This is a genomic window from Verrucosispora sp. SN26_14.1, from assembly GCF_004307965.1.
Taxonomy (GTDB): Bacteria; Actinomycetota; Actinomycetes; order Mycobacteriales; family Micromonosporaceae; genus Micromonospora.
Window position 1 is genome coordinate 1 of sequence record NZ_SISL01000025.1, and the last position, 18651, is coordinate 18651.

General features: G+C 71.6%; 15 protein-coding genes and 2 pseudogenes. 8 read left to right on the forward strand and 9 right to left on the reverse strand.

The genetic code is table 11. From position 1 onward, the window contains the following. Positions 1–2579, forward strand: a 2579-nt coding sequence (locus tag EYA84_RS04775; RefSeq protein WP_131051785.1) for an amino acid adenylation domain-containing protein, incomplete at its 5' end; no start/stop codon positions are given. After that, positions 2579–2830 (forward strand): acyl carrier protein, encoded by a 252-nt coding sequence (locus EYA84_RS04780; protein WP_131051786.1) that lies wholly within the window; start codon positions 2579–2581, stop codon positions 2828–2830. The genes EYA84_RS04775 and EYA84_RS04780, both read left to right, overlap by 1 nt. Positions 2831–2842: 12 nt before the next feature. On the opposite strand, the gene EYA84_RS04785 is transcribed toward EYA84_RS04780, so the two are convergent. Then, positions 2843–3784, reverse strand: a complete 942-nt coding sequence (locus EYA84_RS04785; RefSeq protein WP_131051787.1) for an NADP-dependent oxidoreductase — start codon at positions 3782–3784, stop codon at positions 2843–2845. Positions 3785–3874: 90 nt separating this feature from the next. Here EYA84_RS04785 and EYA84_RS04790 point away from each other — a divergent pair, with 90 nt between their 5' ends. Beyond that, positions 3875–4501, forward strand: a complete 627-nt coding sequence (locus EYA84_RS04790) for a TetR/AcrR family transcriptional regulator (protein ID WP_131051788.1) — start codon at positions 3875–3877, stop codon at positions 4499–4501. 50 nt (positions 4502–4551) lie between these two features. On the opposite strand, the pseudogene EYA84_RS34040 reads toward EYA84_RS04790, so the two are convergent. From EYA84_RS34040 to EYA84_RS04805, 4 genes and pseudogenes are all read right to left on the reverse strand, one after another. Continuing rightward, positions 4552–4947: pseudogene (locus EYA84_RS34040) on the reverse strand (cellulose binding domain-containing protein); the annotation flags it as partial. A gap of 75 nt (positions 4948–5022) precedes the next feature. Then, a pseudogene (locus tag EYA84_RS34045) lies at positions 5023–6771 on the reverse strand (CotH kinase family protein); the annotation flags it as partial. Continuing rightward, positions 6666–7502, reverse strand: coding sequence for a polyphosphate polymerase domain-containing protein (locus EYA84_RS04800; RefSeq protein ID WP_236145593.1), 837 nt, complete (start codon positions 7500–7502; stop codon positions 6666–6668). The pseudogene EYA84_RS34045 and the gene EYA84_RS04800, both read right to left, overlap by 106 nt. Then, on the reverse strand, positions 7499–8107 hold the full coding sequence (locus EYA84_RS04805) for a DUF4956 domain-containing protein (protein ID WP_131051789.1): 609 nt from the start codon (positions 8105–8107) through the stop codon (positions 7499–7501). The genes EYA84_RS04800 and EYA84_RS04805 overlap by 4 nt, the downstream gene beginning before the upstream one ends. 721 nt (positions 8108–8828) lie before the next feature. Between EYA84_RS04805 and EYA84_RS04810 the strand changes: the two genes are divergently transcribed. Next, a complete protein-coding gene (locus tag EYA84_RS04810; RefSeq protein WP_131051790.1) occupies positions 8829–10181 on the forward strand; it encodes an endo-1,4-beta-xylanase in 1353 nt (450 codons plus the stop codon). Between the two features lie 82 nt (positions 10182–10263). Here the strand turns inward: EYA84_RS04810 and EYA84_RS04815 are convergent, their stop codons facing one another. Then, on the reverse strand, positions 10264–11820 hold the full coding sequence (locus EYA84_RS04815; protein WP_131051791.1) for a glycoside hydrolase family 43 protein: 1557 nt from the start codon (positions 11818–11820) through the stop codon (positions 10264–10266). Between the two features lie 75 nt (positions 11821–11895). Beyond that, the gene (locus EYA84_RS04820) at positions 11896–12744 is read right to left on the reverse strand and encodes an SDR family NAD(P)-dependent oxidoreductase (RefSeq protein ID WP_131051792.1); all 849 of its coding nucleotides are present in this window, start codon (positions 12742–12744) and stop codon (positions 11896–11898) included. A 299-nt stretch (positions 12745–13043) separates the two neighbouring features. Between EYA84_RS04820 and EYA84_RS04825 the strand changes: the two genes are divergently transcribed. Beyond that, positions 13044–14423, forward strand: coding sequence for a glycosyl hydrolase family 18 protein (locus tag EYA84_RS04825; RefSeq protein WP_131051793.1), 1380 nt, complete (start codon positions 13044–13046; stop codon positions 14421–14423). A 75-nt stretch (positions 14424–14498) separates the two neighbouring features. Here EYA84_RS04825 and EYA84_RS04830 read toward each other — a convergent pair whose 3' ends face one another. Further along, positions 14499–15275: an IclR family transcriptional regulator gene (locus EYA84_RS04830; protein ID WP_131051794.1), complete on the reverse strand. Its 777-nt coding sequence runs from the start codon at positions 15273–15275 to the stop codon at positions 14499–14501. A 46-nt stretch (positions 15276–15321) separates the two neighbouring features. On the opposite strand from EYA84_RS04830, the gene eda reads away from it, so the two are divergent. Both eda and EYA84_RS04840 read left to right on the forward strand, forming a co-directional pair. Then, positions 15322–15981, forward strand: coding sequence for a bifunctional 4-hydroxy-2-oxoglutarate aldolase/2-dehydro-3-deoxy-phosphogluconate aldolase (gene eda / locus EYA84_RS04835; protein WP_255446596.1), 660 nt, complete (start codon positions 15322–15324; stop codon positions 15979–15981). Positions 15982–16057: 76 nt separating this feature from the next. After that, the gene (locus EYA84_RS04840; protein ID WP_131051795.1) at positions 16058–17170 is read left to right on the forward strand and encodes a sugar kinase; all 1113 of its coding nucleotides are present in this window, start codon (positions 16058–16060) and stop codon (positions 17168–17170) included. Positions 17171–17192: 22 nt separating this feature from the next. On the opposite strand, the gene EYA84_RS04845 is transcribed toward EYA84_RS04840, so the two are convergent. Beyond that, the gene (locus tag EYA84_RS04845; RefSeq protein ID WP_131051796.1) at positions 17193–17981 is read right to left on the reverse strand and encodes a class I SAM-dependent methyltransferase; all 789 of its coding nucleotides are present in this window, start codon (positions 17979–17981) and stop codon (positions 17193–17195) included. A gap of 116 nt (positions 17982–18097) precedes the next feature. Between EYA84_RS04845 and EYA84_RS04850 the strand changes: the two genes are divergently transcribed. Then, positions 18098–18604 (forward strand): DinB family protein, encoded by a 507-nt coding sequence (locus EYA84_RS04850; RefSeq protein WP_131051797.1) that lies wholly within the window; start codon positions 18098–18100, stop codon positions 18602–18604. Positions 18605–18651: the final 47 nt, after the last annotated feature.

Sequence of the window (18651 nt, forward strand, 5' to 3'; positions counted from 1 at the left end):
CCGGTGAGGTGGTCCTGCCCGGCCTGCGGCGGCTGCCCGCCGCTGCGGAACCCGGCGTCGCCGTCCCCGTCGACCTGCCCAGCGATCTGGTCGACGGCGTCGACCGGGCCGCGCGGTCGCTCGGGGTGACCCGCTTCGAACTGCTCCTCGCGGTGCTGCACGCGCTGCTCGCCCGCTACGGCAACCGGGACACCCCGGTCGGGGTGGCGCTCTCCACCCGTACCCCCGACCAGGCCGACCGGATCGGACTGTTCGTCAACGAACTGCCCGTCACCGCCGACCCGGCCGGCGGGACGTTCCGCGCACACGCGCACACCGTCCGGGCCCGGCTGCGCGAGGTGTACCCGTACCGCGCGGTGCCGTTGGCCCAGGCCGTGCCCGGCCTGCGTCCCGCACCGGCGTTGACCCCGGTCAGCATCGGCTACCGTCAGCGCGGCAGCGCACCGGTCTTCCCCGGGGTGGAGAGCGAGGTCGACTGGACGCTGTTCTGCGGTGCCGCCCGCAACGCGTTGCACGTCCAGGTGGTGGACGCGCCCACCGGGCTCACCGTCAGCCTCCAGCACAGTCCGGCGGCCATCGACACCGCCGCCGTACGCCGTATCGGCGGGCACCTGCGCACCATGCTGGCCGCCGTGGTCGCCGACCCCGATCAGCCGGTGGCGGAGATGCCGCTGCTGCCCGCCGACGAGTTCGCACAGGTCACCCGCGTCTGGAACGACACCGCCCGGACGTACCCGGTCGACGCCACCGTGCCGGCCCTGTTCGCCGCCCGGGTCGCCGCGGACCCGGACGCGGCGGCCGTGGTCGACGGTGACCGGACGCTGAGCTACGCCCAGCTCGACACCGCCGCCACCCGGCTCTGCGTCCTGCTGCGGCAGCGGGACGTCGGGCCCGGCTCGCTCGTCGCGGTCGCGCTGGACCGGTCGTGGGAGGCGGTGGTGACCATGCTCGCGGTGTGGCGCTGCGGGGCCGCCTACCTGCCGGTCGACCCCGGCCACCCGCCGGCCCGCCAGCAGGCCGTACTCGCCGACGCCACGCCCACGCTGGTGGTCACCGGTGCCGCCGCGCCGGACCCCGCCCGGCCCACGCTCACCCTCGACCGGAGCGCCCTGCTCGACGGCCCGGTCCCGGCCGCGCCCGACCTCCCGCCGACCGCCGCCGACCTCGCCTACGTGCTCCACACCTCCGGGTCGACCGGGCACCCGAAGGGTGTGGCGGTGCGCCACGGCTCGCTGACCAACCTGCTGCTCGGCGTCCGCGACCTGCTGGAGAGCGGTCCGACGCACCGGTGGCTGCACCTGACCTCGCCGTCGTTCGACATCTCCACGGTGGAGGTCTTCCTGCCGCTGGTCACCGGCGGCACGGTGGTCGTCGCCTCGGCCGTCAGCGCCCTGGACGGCGCCGGAGTCCTGCGGCTGATCCGCGCCGCCGGAGTCACCCACGCCCAGGCCACACCGTCCGGCTGGCGGGTGCTGCTGGAGGCCGGTCTCGGCGACCGGACCGGGTCGGCGGACGGGGACGCCCCGCTGGTCGCGGTCACCGGCGGGGAGGCACTGCCGGTCACCCTCGCCCGCGAGCTGCGGTCCCGCACCGCGCGCCTGATCAACGGGTACGGTCCGACGGAGGCGACCGTGTACGCGACCATGGCGGAGATCCCGGTCGACCCCGACGAGGTGACCATCGGCCGCCCGCTGCCCAACGTTCGGGCGTACCTGCTGGACGAGGCGGGGCGGCCCACGCCGGTCGGGCTCCCCGGCGAGCTGTGGCTGGGCGGCGCCGGGGTGGCCGCCGGCTACCGGGGACGTGACGACCTGACCGCCGAGCGGTTCGGTCCGGATCCGTTCGGGGCGACCGGTGACCGGCTCTACCGCACCGGCGACCGCTGCCGGTGGCTGCCGGACGGGCGGATCGAGTTCCTCGGCCGCGCCGACGACCAGGTCAAGATCCGGGGACACCGGATCGAGTTGGGCGAGATCGAGACCCGGCTGCTGGAGCACCCCGAGGTCGCCGCTGCGGCCACGGTCCTGCGGCACGACGCCGACGAGCCCCGCCTCGTCGCGTACGTGGTGCCCCGGCCGGGTGCCGCTCCGGAGCCGGCCGGCTTGCGTCGACACCTGGCGTCGAGTCTGCCGACGGCGGTGCTGCCCACCGACTACGTGACGCTCGACCGGTTGCCGCTGAACCCGAGCGGCAAGGTCGACCGGGCCGCCCTGCCCGCCCCGGCACCCCGCGACGCCGTCACTGGCTCGCGCGCTTCAGGGCCCGAGGCACCCGACGGCACGCCGGCCGACTCACCCGACGGCGCGGTGGCCGGTGTGCCGGGCGGCGTGGACGCCGACGGTGGTGACGACCCGGTGGTGGCGCAGCTCCGGCTGATCTGGCAGGAGGTGCTACGAATCCCCGACATCGGCGTGCACGAGGACCTCTTCGACCTCGGCGGGCACTCGCTGACGGTGACCCGGATCAGCGGCCGGATCCAGCAGCGGCTCGGGGTCGAGGTGCCGCTCGACGCCTTCTTCGACACCCCGACCATCGCCGAGATCGCCGACATCGTGCGGCAGTCCGGGAAGGAGTTCTGATGACGGCCGACCCCGGACTGCGGGCACGGATCGCCCAGATGGTCAGCGAGGCCACCGGAGGGGAGGTCGAGCCGGCCGACCTCCTCGCCGGCGGGTCGATGATCGCGTTGGGCGTCGACTCCCTGGGACTGCTGCGTCTGGTCGACGCGATCGAGTCGGAGTACGGCGTCGAGGTCGAGCTGACCGGCGCCGGTCGTCGACTCGACACCCTGGACGACCTCGTGGCGATGCTGGCCGCCGCCGAGCGGTGAGCCGGCCTCGGCTCATACGGTCAGCACGAGTTTGCCGAGGGTGTGCCGGCCGGCGAAGTCGGTGAGCGCGCGTACGCCCTCGGCGAGCGGGTACCGGCGGCCGACGGTCGGAGTGAGGCCGGCGACCTCGCGCATCCCGCCGAACCGGCCCTCCACGTCGAGCACCAGTTCGAAGCGCACGTCGCTGCGGTCGAGGAAACGCGGATCCGGCTGGGGAAAGGTGATCGTGTAGAGCCGTCCACCGGGCCGCAGTGCCCGTCCGACCCGCTGGAGGCGGTCGCTGGGCAACACCAGGTTGAATGCCAGGTCGACCTGGTCCGGATAGTCGTCGGCGTAGTCGATGACCTCGGTGGCCCCCTTCGCTCGCAGCAGTTCCGCGTCCGGCGGGCGTCCGGTGGCGATCACCGTGGCGCCGGTCAGCTTGGGCAGCAGGGTGGTGCCCACGCCGCCGCTGGCACCGACGACCAGGACGGTCTCCCCGGGCTGCGGTGCCGCGGTGGCGAGCAGGGCCTGGACGGTGAGGCCCACGGTCGGCAGCGCAGCGGCCTCGGCGACGTCCAGCGCTGCGGGCCGGTGCGCGATGAACGGCGTGTCCGCCTCGAAGACGGCGTACTCGGCGAGGGTGCCGGTGGTCAGGCTCGGCCGGCCGGCGCCGACCATCGCCCGCAACGCCCGGGGCACGGCGTGCCCGAACACCTCGTCGCCCACGTGGTACGCCTCGACGCCCGCGCCGACCTCGCTGACCGTGCCGGCGAAGTCGTTGCCGAGGACGTGTGGGAAGGTCAGCTCGGCGGCGCTTCGAAACTCACCGGCGGGTAGCCGTACGTCCATCGGGTTGATCGAGGCGGCGGCGATCCGTACCTGGATCTGTCCTGGCCCCGGCCGGGGGATCGGCATGTCGGCGACGGTGAGTCGTTCGGGTGGCCCGTACCCGGTGGCGACGACAGCTTTCATGATCCCCCCGTTCGCTAGGGCGGTCCGAAACGGACCGTGCGGTCAGGTTAGTGATGAACGGACCGCGCGGTCAACTTGTAGGCTGGGTCGGTGACCGCCTCGATCCGACCGTTGCGCGCGGACGCCGCGCGCAACCGGGCGTCGTTGCTGGCCGCAGCGGAGGCGGAGTTCGCCGAGCGTGGCCCGGACGCGTCGGTGGCCGACATCGCCCGACGGGCCGGCGTCGGCAAGGGCACCGTGTTCCGCCACTTTCCGACCAAGGACGATCTCCTCGCGGCGGTGGTGCTCGACCGGATCGACGGGCTCGCCGAGTTGGCGCGGCGGCTCGGGGCCGCTTCCGACGCGGGTGCCGCACTCCTGGAGTTCCTGGACGCTGCGGCGAGTCGGCAGCAGCGGTTGGACCTGTCGTTTCTGCGTGAGTCCGGCGCGCTCAACGACCAACTCGCCGAAGCCCGAGGTCGCCTCTTCGTAGAGATCACCGCCCTTGTCGAACGCGCACAGGCGACGGGCGCGGTCCGGCACGACATCACCGGGACGGACGTGATCCTGCTGATGTGCGCGCCGAGCCACGTCGTCAGCTTCGTGCCGCAGGCATCACCGGAGCTGTGGCGACGTTATCTGGCGATCATCTTCGACGGGCTCGGGCCGGCCGGCGCCCGGCCGCTGCCCCAACCGCCGCCGGACCCGGTCTCGGGGGAACTCCACCACCCGCGCTGACGGTACGTCCCTGGCACCGGGCCGTGACCCGGTGCCAGGGACGCCTGTGCTCAGCTCGCCGTGCAGGTCGGTGTCGGTGCGCTGGGCGTGCCGGTGGTGGAGCCGAGGAAGCCGAAGGTGGTGCTGGCCCCGGCGGCCAGTGTGCCGTTGTAGCTGACGTTGCGCGCGGTGACCGCCGAGCCCTGGCTGGTGACGGTCGCGTTCCACGCCTGGCTGATCGTCTGGCCACCGGCGAACGTCCAGGTCACCGTCCAGCCGCTGATCGCCCGGGTGCCGGCGGTGACCCGCACCTCGCCCTGGAATCCGCCGGTCCACTGGCTGGTCACCGCGTACGTGGCGGTGCAGCCACCACCACCGGGCGGAGGCGTGGTCGGTGGGGGAGTGGTGGGGGGCGGCGTGGTCGGCGGGGGAGTCGTCGGCGGGGGCGTGGTGATGGTGCCGCCCCACCCGGCGGTGGAGTCCAGCCAGGCCGCCCGGCGCAGCATCCAGTCCCGCATGACCTGCACCTGGCCCTGCCAGGTGGGCGCGGTCGGCGTGACGAAGAAGCTGACCATCCGGGTGGTCAGGTTGGGCCAGCGCTGGAAGTTGCGCTGGGCGCCGTTGGCCAGGGGCGCGCTCAACGCGTTGATCCGGGCCTGCATCGACGCGTCGGAGAGCAGCCCCCGGCGCAGGGTCTGCCACCGCTGCCGCACCTCGTTGACGAAGGCCGGATCGCGCAGCAACTGGGTGAACCAGTCGTTCGCCACCGGCTGGCGGACCTGCTGGTGCTGCCATCCGGCGGTCTGGTCGTTGGCGAAGAAGCCGCCCACGCTGAAGCTGAGGTCGTAGTCCCAGAGCGGACCGGCGAAGATCTTGGTGTCCCGGTCCTTGTAGAAGTAGGCACTGCGGACGTACGAGTCCATCTCGCGGCTCAGTTCGTTGATGATGAGCTGGTCGATGAAGGAGCCCACGTCGATGTACGCCCGGTAGCCGTTGACCGGGTCGGCGAAGTTCGGTGCCCGCAGCACGTTGTGGAACTCCTGGATGTGGTTGCGCAGCCAGTCCCGTTGCTCCGGCTGCAACGACGACGGGTCGGCCACCTCCAGGTAGTTCCAGCAGGTCGCGGCCGGGCCGGTGCACGGCAGGATCGGCTCCTCGGCGGCCATCCACTCGAACTTCCAGATGTATCCGCCGGTGATCCTCGGCAGCGTCCGGTCGTCGGCACGCAACTGCTTGAGGTCGAGCCGGTTCTTGGAGTTCTTGATCGTCTCGACGATCATGTAGACGCCCATGTAGTCGTCGGCCCCGACCGGCCCGGCGTCGGTGTTGAGATAGAACTCGGCGAAGGCGTAGCGCGGGGCGGGCAGGCCCATCTCCCGACCGAGGTCGTAGACGAACGCCTCCCGGATCAGCGCCTTGTCGGTGAACGGCCCGCGCAGCACCCAGTCCGAGTCGGCGGGCATGCCCAGCACCGGATAGTCCGCGTCGTCGTCATCGTTGTCCCAGAACTCCAGCCGGAACGGCGTCTTCTCGAACGTCGCCGAGGACTGACCGCGCAACCGGAACCCGGCCCGGGTGGCGACGGTGGGCGCGGCGGCCAGCGAGGTGGTGCCGCCGCTCGGCTCGAAGACCATCGTGGCGGCGTCGATGTACTCCCGGTCCGGCCGTCCGGCGCCGTACGAGTCGATCAGGACCACCGGCAGGTCGTGGGCGGTGCTGGTGTTCTGCGCGACGTACATGGCGGTGCCCGGCGCGCCGGAGGCGGTCTGCCCGACGAAGGCCTGGGCCCGCAGCTGGGTGGTCCGGGTGAAGCGCAGCGCGGTGCCGGAATAGAGCGGCGACTGTGCGGTGGGCAGGTTCCCGTCGGTGGTGTATCGGATCTGCGCGCCGCTGACGGTGGTGCTCAACCCCACCGTCACCGCGCCCTGGAAGGTGCCGCTGGGCACCGAGAAGCCGATGTCGCCGACCAGGTCGTCGGCGGCCTCGGAGGCGGCGGCGGTGGCCGCCGTGTCGGCGGTGGTCCGGGTGGCGGAGCCGGCGACCGCTTCGGTGCCGGCGAGTGTTTCGGTGCCGGCGGTCGGTTCGGCGCCGGCGGGCGACGGTGACGGGACGAGCAACCCGGCGACGAGTACGGCGACGGCTGCGATCGCGGCGGTGCGCAGTGGTGCCGCCGCGGTGCGGACGGTCAGACGCACGATGCCTCCTGAACGGATCGGTGGGGGACGGTGGTCGGTGCGGTGTCCACCGGTGCGGTGCCGCCCTGGAAGTGCCGCCGCAGCGTGCGTCGCCACGGTGAGTCCGGCAGTTCCGGACGGAGGGCGGCCAGACCGGTGGCGTACTTGGAGATGCGGACGGGGCGCAGCCCTCGACGCCAGAGCAGCCGATCCGCGTGCGTGGCGGCGGAGCCGGTCTTGGTCTCGACCACGGCCAGTTCGGGCAGGCAGAGGGCGAGGTCGCCGTCCTGCCAGGTCAGGCCGGTGTCGATGGTGACCCGGCTGGCGGAGGACGGCAGCAGCAGCGTTGCGCGGCGGTAGCTGGTGACCAGGACCGGTTCCAGACTGCTGCCGGCGGCGGTGGGTGCGACCGCCTCGCGGACCAGCGCCTCGTCCACGAAGGCGCGGCCGGGGCCGACGGTGTTCCGGTCCTGCGGGTCGTACGGCAGTCGGTGTTTGGTGATGCTGCCGCGTGCTCCGCTGATCTTCACTTCGAGCCAGCACTGGGCGGAGTCGAGGTAGGTGCGGGTCCGCACCTTGAACCGTCGCCGTCGTCGGTAGGCCGCGCAGTGGTAGCTGGCCAACCGTGGGGTGTCGAAGTAGACCGACTCGTAGCGGAAACTGCGTTCCCCGTCGATCTCCAGCACCCGCGCGTCCGTGGTGAGCTGATCCAGCAGGTCGGGCAGCGCGTGGACCGGGACGACGTACTTGCGGTCCACCCTGGTCTGTAGGGCGGCCAGCCCGAGGACGTCGGCCAGCCCGACCGGGGTCATCGCCGACAGCATCGGGCTGGCGGGCGACCCGGTCACCGCGGGGCTCCCGCCGGTGCGGCGGTGCCGGCAGGGGAGAGGGTGCTGGTGGCCCGGCCCTTCACCGAGTACCGGACGTCCACCACGGTGGTCTCGTTCACCAGGTCGAGCCGTTGCACGGTGACGACGTGCACCCGGCCGCCGAGGAGCTGTTCCAGTTGCGCGACGAGGGCGAGATGGTCGGTGACGGCCGAGTCGAGCACCAGGATCTGGTGCCGGTAGTGACGGAGCAGCCGGGGGTGGTCGCCGAGGAACATCACCACCAGGATCAGGCCCATCAGACCGCCGCTGAGCCAGAGCTGGGTGGTGCTCAACGCGCCGAGGATGCCCAGCGCGAGCGCCGAGAAGTAGTACGCGACCTCGTGCTGGTCGAGTTCGGTCGAGCGCAGCCGGATGATGGACAGCACGCCGAACAGGGCCAGGCCCAGCCCGAGTCCGGCGCCGACGTTGCTGGCGCTCAGTGCGCTCGCCACCGCGAGGACGCCGACGTTGACGCCCAGGTAGGCGACGACGAGGTCGCGGCGGCGGTGGCGGGGGAAGTAGAGCCCGAAGACGAGCAGGGCCACCGCGCCGATGTCGATCGCGAACAGGATCAGCTGCGACATCTCGTACTTCCTCCTGGATCGCCGCCGCGCCGACCGGCGACCGTCCACGGCACCTCCGACGTACCGTGCAGGACCAGCCGAACGCCTCTGAAACTTCCGGTGAACTTGCCGGAAGTAGTTCGGGAATATTAGACCGCCGTATCGAAGCAGGTCAATAACTCTCTGTGTCCTCCCGGGTGACGGGCGGCGAGCGGCGTCCGCCGCCGACGGGCCCGGCCGGTGGTGTCGGTGCTGATCAGGGGCGCTGTCGGGGTGGGGTGCCGGTGGTGGGTCGGTGCGGTGCGGGTGGTCGGCGGCTTCGGCCGTCGGTGGTCCGTTCGGGGTGCTGCGGGCTGTCGTCGCAGGTCGGGCCGTTGCCCACGGTGACGATAGATCGACAGGCGACGCACGGCGGGCGACCGGAATCATGGGCTCTGTCCGATGTGGGGCCTCGATCTCCGGAAGTTTCAGTCGACGTGGGTGTCGGTCGCCTTTCGCTGCTCTGGGCAGCGGAAGAGAGGGTGCATGGGCGGTGGCTGGCCGCTTCGGTCGTGGGGCGCCGCCAGCGGTAGTTGCGGAAAACTTCCGGAAGTCATTGACGGACGTGAAACCCCGCTGAAATACTTCCGTCCAGTAAGGCCGATGCGGTCCCTTTGTCAGGGATCGCGGGCATCATCCCTATCCCGCGAGTCCGGAGCCATACTGCCCGTCATCGGGCCACCGGACCCGGAAGGAGCATGAGATGAGCAACGACTCTTCCCAGGCACCCAGGCGGCCGAGACGGCTGCGGGCGGCGATCGTCCTGTCCGCAGTCGGTCTGCTGGCCGTGGCGGGCGCCGTGGTGCTGCCGGGCAACGCCAGCGCGGCGAGCACCCTCGGTGCCTCGGCCGCCGAGCGCGGCCGGTACTTCGGGACCGCCGTCGCGGTGAACCGGCTCAACGACTCGGCGTACACGACCATCCTGAACCGCGAGTTCAACCAGGTCACCGCCGAGAACGAGATGAAGATCGACGCGCTGCAGCCCAACCAGGGCCAGTTCAACTACGCCAACGGCGACCGGCTCGTCCAGCACGCGCTCAGCCGCGGCATGCAGGTCCGGGGGCACACCCTGGCCTGGCACTCGCAGCAGCCCGGCTGGATGCAGAACATGTCCGGCACCACGCTGCGCAACGCCATGCTCAACCACGTCACCCAGGTCGCCACCCACTACCGTGGACAGATCGCCTGGTGGGACGTGGTGAACGAGGCGTTCCAGGACGGGTCCAGCGGGGCCCGCCGCGACTCGAACCTCCAGCGCACCGGCAACGACTGGATCGAGGCCGCCTTCCGCGCCGCCCGGACGGCGGACCCGAACGCGCAGCTCTGCTACAACGACTACAACATCGACAACTGGAACGACGCCAAGACCCAGGCCGTCTACCGTATGGTCCAGGACTTCAAGAACCGGGGCGTACCGATCGACTGCGTCGGCCTCCAGTCGCACTTCACCGGCGGCTCGAACTACCCGAGCAACTACCGGACCACGCTCTCCAGCTTCGCCGCCCTCGGTGTCGACGTGCACATCACCGAGCTCGACATCCGCAACGCGCCGACCGACGCGTACCGCAACGTGGTCAACGACTGCCTCGCCGTGGCGCGCTGCAAGGGCATCACCGTCTGGGGCATCCGTGACTCCGACTCGTGGCGCTCCAACGAGAGCCCGCTGCTGTTCGACGGCAACGGCAACAAGAAGGCCGCCTACGACGCGGTGCTGACCGCGCTGAACAACGGCAGCCCCGGCGGCGGCGACCCGACGTCCCCGCCGACCACCCCGGCGCCGGGCGGCTGCACCGCGACGATCACCCCGGGTCAGGTCTGGGGCGACCGCTACAACACCTCGGTGACGGTCAGCGGGGCCAGCACCTGGTCGGTGGTCGTCGCGATCACCTCGCCGCAGCGCATCTCCGCCACGTGGAGCGGCAACCCCACCTGGGACGGCAGCGGCAACGTGATGACGATGCGCTCCAACGGCAGCGGCAACACGTTCGGCTTCACCACGATGATGAACGGCAACTCCTCGGCCCGCCCGCAGATCCGGTCCTGCTCCGTCGGCTGACGACGAGCCGTACGGCCGACCTCCACCACCACGCGAGCGCCCGTCCCCGAGACCCGGGGGCGGGCGCTCGCCCGTGCCCCGGTCAGGGGCGTTCGGTCGGGCGGTAGTCGAACCAGTCGAAGGCGGCGCTGCCCTCGGTCACATAGAGGCCGAACACCCGACCGGTGAAACCGGCGGCGACCTCGGTGGACAGGTAGCGCCCGTCGAGTTCGGCGAGCACGACCGGCCCCTGCCCGGTCAGCACCTCGAAGCTGACGGTGTCGCAGGCGGCGGCGCGTACGCCGAACGGCGCACCGGGGGCCGTGACCTGGTCGGCGGCGGTCACGGTCGGCGGGAGCAGGTCGTCGGTGCGGGTGGCGATGCTCAGAGTGACCGGGCCGGCGGGCACCGGCAGCTCGCCGAAGACCTGACGGAACGGTCCGACCCGGCCGACCACCCGGACCAGCCCGTCGCCGACCTCGATGTCGTAGTGGTGGGCCTCGTCGATGCGTAGCGTCAGCCCGGCCCGACCCGTGCCGGGGTCGACCCGCACGGCGGCGCGGCAGTCGTGGTGCTGCTGTCGGCGGGCCATCATGGTGACGCCGACCCGGTCCAGGGTCCTGCCGGCGGCCCGCAGGGTGAGCCAGCCGGGCCGTTCGGTCAGCGACCAGACGTCCGCGGGCCGGTCGCGCAGTGAGATCCACTCCGGCGCGAGAACTGCGGTGTCGAAGTCGTCCCGGTACGCCGCCGGGCCGGGCGGCGCGGCCAGGGCGGGCGGACTTCCGGCCGGCGCGGAGGTCACCTCCTGCACCGGATCGACCACCGGCCAGTCGTCCTCCCAGCGCACCGGCACCAGGAACGTCTCCCGCCCGAGCACGTGGTAGGGCGGCCACTGGCCCTTGGCCCGGATGCCCAGCAGCACCATCCACCAACTGCCGTCGGTCGCCTGCACCAGGTCGGCGTGCCCGGTCGCCTGCACCGGATGCCCGGTGCTCCGGTGGGTCAGGAACGGGTTGCCCGGGGCGGGCTCGAACGGGCCCCGGACGCTGCGCGAGCGGGCGACGGAGACGGCGTGGCCGGTGTGCGTACCGCCCTCCGAGACCAGCAGGTACCACCACTCGCCGATGCGATAGAGGTGCGGCGCCTCCGGGTACTGCCCACCGCTGCCGGACCACATCGGCACCGGGCCTTCGAGGACCTTGCCCGCCTCGGGGTTGATCCGGTACGACGCCACTCCCGACAGGGTCAACCAGCAGTCGCCGTCGTCGTCCCAGGCCAACGAGGGGTCGATGTGCGGCAGGTCGAAATAGACCGGGTCGGACCAGGGCCCGGCCGGATCGGTGGCGGTGACGATCAGGTGCCGGCCGATGCTGACGTTGGTGGTGACCATCCAGAACCGGCCGTCGTGGTAGCGGATCGTCGGTGCGAAGACGCCACCCGAGGCGTGCGCGTCCGGTGGCAGGTCGAGCTGGCTCGGGCGGTCCAGCACGTTGCCGATCTGCCGCCAGGTGACCAGGTCCCGGCTGTGGAAGACGGGTACGCCGGGGAAGTACTCGAAGCTGGAGCAGACCAGGTAGTAGTCCTCGCCGGCCCGACAGACACTGGGATCGGGGTGGAATCCGGCGACGACGGGATTGCGGAACGTGGGGGCAGCGGACACCTCGGGGTCACCCTTCGTCGTCTGGGCGAAGTAGCCATCCCGGTCGATGCTATGCGCCGCCGGGCGGCGCGCCGGTCACTCCGGGAGATGGCCGCGCAACAACTCCACGGTGCGCTCGTACAGCCGGTCCTGGACCTCGGGGTCGGCGGCCTGCGGATGGGGTGTGCCGGGGACCCGCTCGTCGTAGTAGGTGCCGTTGTCCTCGCGCTTCGCCGTGATTTGCACGACGGTGTCGGCGGCCTGCTCCGGGGGCTGCCCGTCGACAGAGAACATCGCGTGCAGCAGGCCGGTCGAGATGACGCCCGGGTGCAGGCTGACCACGTCCAGCGACGGTGACGGTCGGTTCCGGGCCAGCCAACCGGTGTACGTGACCAGGGCGAGCTTGGCGTGCGCGTACGCGGCCGACGGGGTGTACGCCTGCCGGGTCAGGTCGAGGTCGTCCAGGTGCAGCGTGGCCGAGTGGTGGGTGGCGGACACGATGTTGACGATCCGTCCCCGGTCGTGGCCGGCGACCAGGTCGATCAGGTCGGTGGTGAGCAGGAAGGGCGCCAGGTAGTCGACCTGGAAGGTGATCTCGTTCCCGGCGTCGCTGACCGTCCGGGTGGCCGGCGCGGGACGGCCCGCGTTGTTGATCAGGACGTCGATCGGATCGGTCGTGACGCGGATCCGCTCGGCCAACCGGGTGACCTCGGCGAGATCGTGGTAGTCGGCCGTCACGTTCGTCAACTCGGCATCCCGGCGTTGCCGGGAGCGCACCTGGTCGAGCAGGTCGGCGACCTCGCTCTCCGGCTCCGGCCCGTGCAGGACGAGACTGCCGGGCCGGTCGGCGATGGCCAGCGCGGTGGCGCGGCCGATGCCGCTCGTCGCGCCGGTCAGCACGACGGCGGCGTCCCGCAGCGCGTCGGCGTGCGGTGCTGTCGGCACGACTGCTCCCGTCGTCGTCGAGCCGGGCGGTGGACGTGTTCCGCCACGTCATCGGCGGTGTCGGTGATGAACCTAGCGGCTGTCGCCGGGGCGGTGGTGCGCTTGGCGAGTTTCGTCGCCGGTCGTCCGACTTTCATAGCTCGCCATCGAAAGTTGTCGTTGACCCCAACGGTTAACACTCTTTAAGATTCTGCTGCCTCGAGGAAACCACCCTGTCCACCCGTACGCTCGTCCGGCGCCGACGACCATCGGCGCCGGACGGCGGCACGGCGCCGTGATCCGCACCGGGAAGGCCCTCGATGTCCTCACCACGTCCACGCCCCCGTTCGGCCCTGGCCGCCGGCCTGCTCGCCCTGGTCACCGCCGGAGCGACCCTCGCCGTCACCCCGACCGCCGCCCACGCCGTGGTCCTACCGAACAACTTCAAGAGCGTCGGCTACATGCCGTCCTGGACCGGCAACGTCAACTCGGTCCAGTACGGCAAGCTCACCCACATCAACTACGCGTTCGTGCTGCCCAACAGCAACGGCACCCTGCGGCCGGTGGAGAACCCCAGCAAGCTCTCCTCGCTGGTGTCGCTGGCCCGGGCCAACAACGTCAAGGTCTCCATCGCCGTGGGCGGCTGGAACGACGGCGACGACAGCGCCTTCGAGGCTCTCGCCGCCAACGCCGGCACCCGCACCACGTTCGTCAACAGCCTGGTCTCGTTCGTCAACCAGTACGGCCTCGACGGCGTCGACATGGACTGGGAGTACCCCGACCCGGGCGCCTCGGCCGCCAACTACGCCCTGCTCATGCAGCAGCTCGGCAACGCGCTGCGCCCGCAGGGCAAGCTGCTGACCGCCGCCGTGGTCGCCGAGGGCTACTACCGCGACGGCGTGCCCACCTCGGTCTTCAACCACGTCGACTTCCTCAACATCATGGCGTACGACGGCGGCAGCCCGCACGCCAACTACGACTGGTCGATCAACGCGGTGAACGGATGGAAGGCGCGCGGACTGCCGGCCGCCAAGGCCGTCCTCGGGGTGCCCTTCTACAGCCGGCCCGGCTACTACACGTACACCCAACTGGTCGGCATGGACCCGGCCAACGCCAACCGGGACTGCACCACGGTTGGCGGCGTCCAGCAGTGCTACAACGGCATCCCGACCGTCAAGCGCAAGACCCAGTGGGCGATGGCGAACGCCGGCGGCATGATGAACTGGGAGCTGACCCAGGACACCAGCGGCGCGACCTCACTGGTCAGCGCGATCTACGACACCGTCATGGGTGGCGGCACCCCGCCGCCGACCGGCCGGACCGGCCCGATCACCGGCATCGCCGGCAAGTGCGTGGACGTGGCCGCCGCGAGCAACGCCAACGGCACGGCCGTGCAGCTCTACACCTGCAACGGCACCAGTGCGCAGAGCTGGACGGTGGCCTCCGGCGGCACCCTGCGGGCCCTCGGTAAGTGCCTGGACGTGGCCAGTGCGGGCACCGTCAACGGCACGCCCGTGCAACTCTGGGACTGCAACGGCACCACCGCGCAGGTCTGGCAGGCCCAGTCCAACGGCACGCTGCGCAACCCGGCGTCGAACAGATGCCTGGACGCCACCGGCAACAGCTCCGCCGACGGCACCCGGTTGCAGATCTGGGACTGCTTCGGCGGCGCCAACCAGGTCTGGCGCCTGCCTTCCTGACCGGCGGCGAGGATCGGCACCGGCCGGGCTGACCGGCGTCGAAGGGCTCGGGGTGGAATCGCCGCCCCGAGCCCGCTACGCGACCACCATGCTGCGGGCCTGGGTGAGGCCACCGACCATCTCCCGCAGCGCCGCGACGATCGACGCCTCGATCTCCGGCCGTAGCCGGGAGGCCGGAACGGAGATGCTCACCGCGTCCACCGCCGGGGACGACAGCGGGACGGCCATCGCGAAGCAGACGATGCCCTCGGCGTTCTCCTCCCGGTCCACCGCGTGCCCGGTCGCTCGGACGTCGGCCAGCGCGGCGTGCAGAGCGTCCCGGTCGCAGACGGTGTGCGGGGTGAGGCGGGGTAGCGGCCAGGTCAGCAACGTGTCGACCGTCTGCTCCGGGTGCCCGGCCAGCAGGGCCTTGCCGAGGGCGGTGGCGTGCGCCGGCAACCGGCGGCCGATCGCGCTGTAGAGCCGCAGCCGGTGCACCGACTCCCGCTTGGCCAGGTAGACCACCTGGTCGCCGTCGAGCCGGCCGAGGTGGACGGCCTCGCCGAACCGGCGGGACAGCTCGTCGAGGACGCTGCCGAGCAGGCCGACCCGGTCGTCCCCGTCGAGATAGGCGGCGCCGACCCGCAGGGCCCGCAGGCCGAGCCGGAACCGGGTGCCGGTGTCGTCGGTCTGCACCCAGCCGCGACTGGTCAACGTGCGCAGCAGCCCGTGCAGGCTGCTCTTGGGGATGCCGAGCGCGCGTGCCAGGTCGCCCAGGGCCCAGGAGCGCGGCTGGTCGGCGAGCAGTTCGAGCAGGTCGAGAGTGCGGCCGGCCGACTTGACGGGCTGGAACTCCTCTGGCGCGGTGGGCACCGGCCCACTCTAGCGAAGCCGGCACGCCTCCAGTAAGGTCACGTACGTGACTAACGTTCAAGGATCTGAACGATCTGGCCAGGGATCTGGAAAAATCGACGTCGGACGGGTGCTGCCGGTGGTGGTCCTCAAGGACTCCCGGCACGCCGATCCACTCGCCTCGGCGCTGGTCAAGGGTGGTCTGTCGGCGATCGAGGTGACCCTGCGTACCGCCGCCGGGCTGGACGCGATCAAGGCGGTGGCCGGGCGCGGCGATCTCACGGTCGGTGCCGGCACCGTGCTCACCGCCGAGCAGGCCGAGCGGGCCGTGGCCGCCGGTGCCCGGTTCGTGGTGACCCCCGGTTTCGCCCCCGCAGTGGTGCGCTTCTGTCAGGAGGCCGGCGTGCCGGTCTTCCCCGGCGCGGCCACCGCGACCGAGATCCAGATGGCCGTCGACGCCGGCCTGAACGTGGTCAAGTTCTTCCCCGCCCAACTGCTGGGCGGCGCTCCGATGATCAAGGCGCTGGCGGCGCCGTTCCGCGACATCCGGTTCATCCCCACCGGCGGCATCACGCCCGCCGTGATCGACGAGTACCTTGCCCTGCCCGCCGTGCTGGCCGTCGGCGCGACCTGGATGGTGGCGGCGGACCTGATCGCCGGTGAGCAGTGGGACGAGATCACCAGCCGGACCTCCTCGGCGGTGGCGGCGGCGGGAGGCCGGGCATGAGCGAGCGGAGTGAGCGAATCATCGGGTGCAGTGCGGTGGTGCCTCATGGCGGCACGCAGCGGAGCGGAGTGCCGGCATGAGCGCGCAGAGCGAGCTGACCCCTCGGCCCAAGGACGAGTGCCGGTACGACCTGGTCTCGCTCGGCGAGGTCATGCTGCGACTCGACCCCGGTGAGGGGCGGGTCCGCACCGCCCGTCAGTTCCGGGCCTGGGAGGGCGGTGGCGAGTACAACGTGGCCCGGGGCCTGCGCCGCTGTTTCGGCCTGCGGACCGCGGTGGTCACCGCGTTCGCCCAGAACGAGGTCGGCCGGCTGCTGGAGGACCTGATCCTGCAGGGCGGCGTGGACACCAGCTTCGTCACCTGGCTGCCCTACGACGGCATCGGCCGTAGCGTGCGCAACGGACTGAACTTCACCGAGCGCGGTTTCGGCGTACGCGGGGCGGTCGGCACCTCCGACCGGGGCCACTCCGCCGCCAGCCAGCTCAAGCCGGACGACGTCGACTGGGACCACCTCTTCGGCACGCTCGGCGTGCGGTGGCTGCACACCGGCGGCATCTACGCGGCGCTGTCGGAGACGGCCGCGCAGACCGCCGAGGCCGCGATGACCGCCGCCCGCCGGCACGGCACCATCGTCTCCTACGACCTGAACTACCGGCCCAGCCTCTGGAAGGCGGTGGGTGGTCAGGACCGCGCCCGGGAGGTCAACCGTCGGCTCGCCGCCCTGGTCGACGTGATGATCGGCAACGAGGAGGACTTCACCGCCTGCCTCGGGTTCGAGGTGCCGGACACCGACATCCACAGCGGCGCGCTCGACGCCGGCAACTTCAAGACGATGATCGAGGCCGTCGTCCAGGAGTACCCGAACTTCACGGTCGTGGCGACCACGCTGCGCGGCGTGCACAGCGCGACGGTCAACGACTGGGGCGCCGTGGCATGGTCGGGTGGCGCGTTCGCCGAGGCCACCCACCGCCCCGGCCTGGAGATCATGGACCGGGTCGGTGGCGGCGACAGCTTCGCCTCCGGGCTCATCTACGGCCTGCTGGAGCGCGACGGCGACCTTGCCCAGGCCGTGGAGTACGGCGCCGCCCACGGCGCCCTGGCGATGACCACCCCCGGCGACACGTCGATGGCCAACCTCGCCGAGGTGGAGGCACTGGTGCGCGGAGCCGGCGCCCGCGTGCAACGTTGACCTGCGACCGGCCGGGTCGGGACTACCCGATCCGGCCGGTCAGCACGCAGACGCGGACGTGCTCGCGGAACCGGGTGGCCGGGCCCAGCTCGTCGCGGATCATCGTGGACAGCTCCGTCCGTTGCGCCGCCGGGGGCAGGGCGTCGACCGGGAAGCTGGAGTAGACGCCGCCGAGAAGAGCGTCCAGGTCGATCTCGTCGGTGTATTCGACCACGGTCTCGGTGACGTGGTAACCGTGCCGGGTGAGTGCGTCAGCGTACCGGCGTCGGCTCTCGGTGTCGGTGCCGCAGCTCTGGCCCAGCTCGGCGCCGCGCCACCGTTCCAGGCAGGCACGGAGCGCCCGCGACCAGGAGGTGTCCTGAAGCCACAGCGGCGTCCCGTTGGCGACCACCGCGACCCCACCACCGGGACGTAGCAGCGGATGGAGCGTGGCGAACACGCTCTCGTGCGCCATCCAGTGCAGTGCCTGCCCGACGGTCACCGCGCCCACACTCCCGTCGCCGAACAGCCGACCCAACGCGGGCAGGTCGGAGTCGGCACCGAGCACCCAGCTCACGTTGTCGACCCGCTGCTCCTCGGCGGCCCGACGGGCGAGTACGAGCATGTCGGGCTCCGGATCGACCCCGACGACCGCCCGCACCCGAGCGGCGAGCGGCAGGGTGAGCTGGCCCGTACCGCAGCCGAGGTCGACGACCACGTCCTGCGGCGTCAGACCGAACGTCGTCGCCAGCACGTCGAAGACGGCCGGCGGATAGCCGCGCCGGTAGCGTTGGTAGAGCCGTGCCACTTCACCACCGAAGCCCAGGTCCATGCGGCCAGGATGTCCGGACCGGCCGCGACCGGCCAAGGCATTCTGCTGACGGCAGCATGCGGCGAGGATCCGGCAACCTGTTTGCCCCGCCGTCGCGGGGTTGACATGCTTCGCTCATGTCATCGCCCTCCGTTCCCGACTTCGAGCGGGTCATCGACGCGCCGCTGCGGGACCAGTTCGAGGTCTTCATCGACCAGCACCGTGCCGAGCTGCAGCACTGTCTCGACGGGCTGACCGAGGAGCAGGCCCGCCGGTCGCTGGTGCCGTCCCGGACGACCCTGCTGGGTCTGGTCAAGCACGCGACCTTCGTGGAGAAGGTCTGGTTCGACGAGGCGGTGACGCGCCGCTCGCGTGCCGAGATCGGCATCCCGGCCACGCCGGACGAGTCGTTCCTGCTCGACGACGGTGACACCGTCGCCAGCGTCCAGGAGGCACACCGGCAGGCGTGTGCGGCGTCCCGTCGTGCCACCGCCCCGCTGGGGTTGGACGACCTGCTGCACGGCAACCGGCGCGGACCGATCCCGCTGCGCTGGGTCTATCTGCACGTGCTGCGCGAGCTGGCCGAGCACTGCGGTCACGCCGACATCCTGCGCGAGCAGATCCTGGCCGACGCGCCGGGATGACACGGGTCGGAGCGAACGGCTCGTCGGCCTGAGTTGTCGGTGTAGGC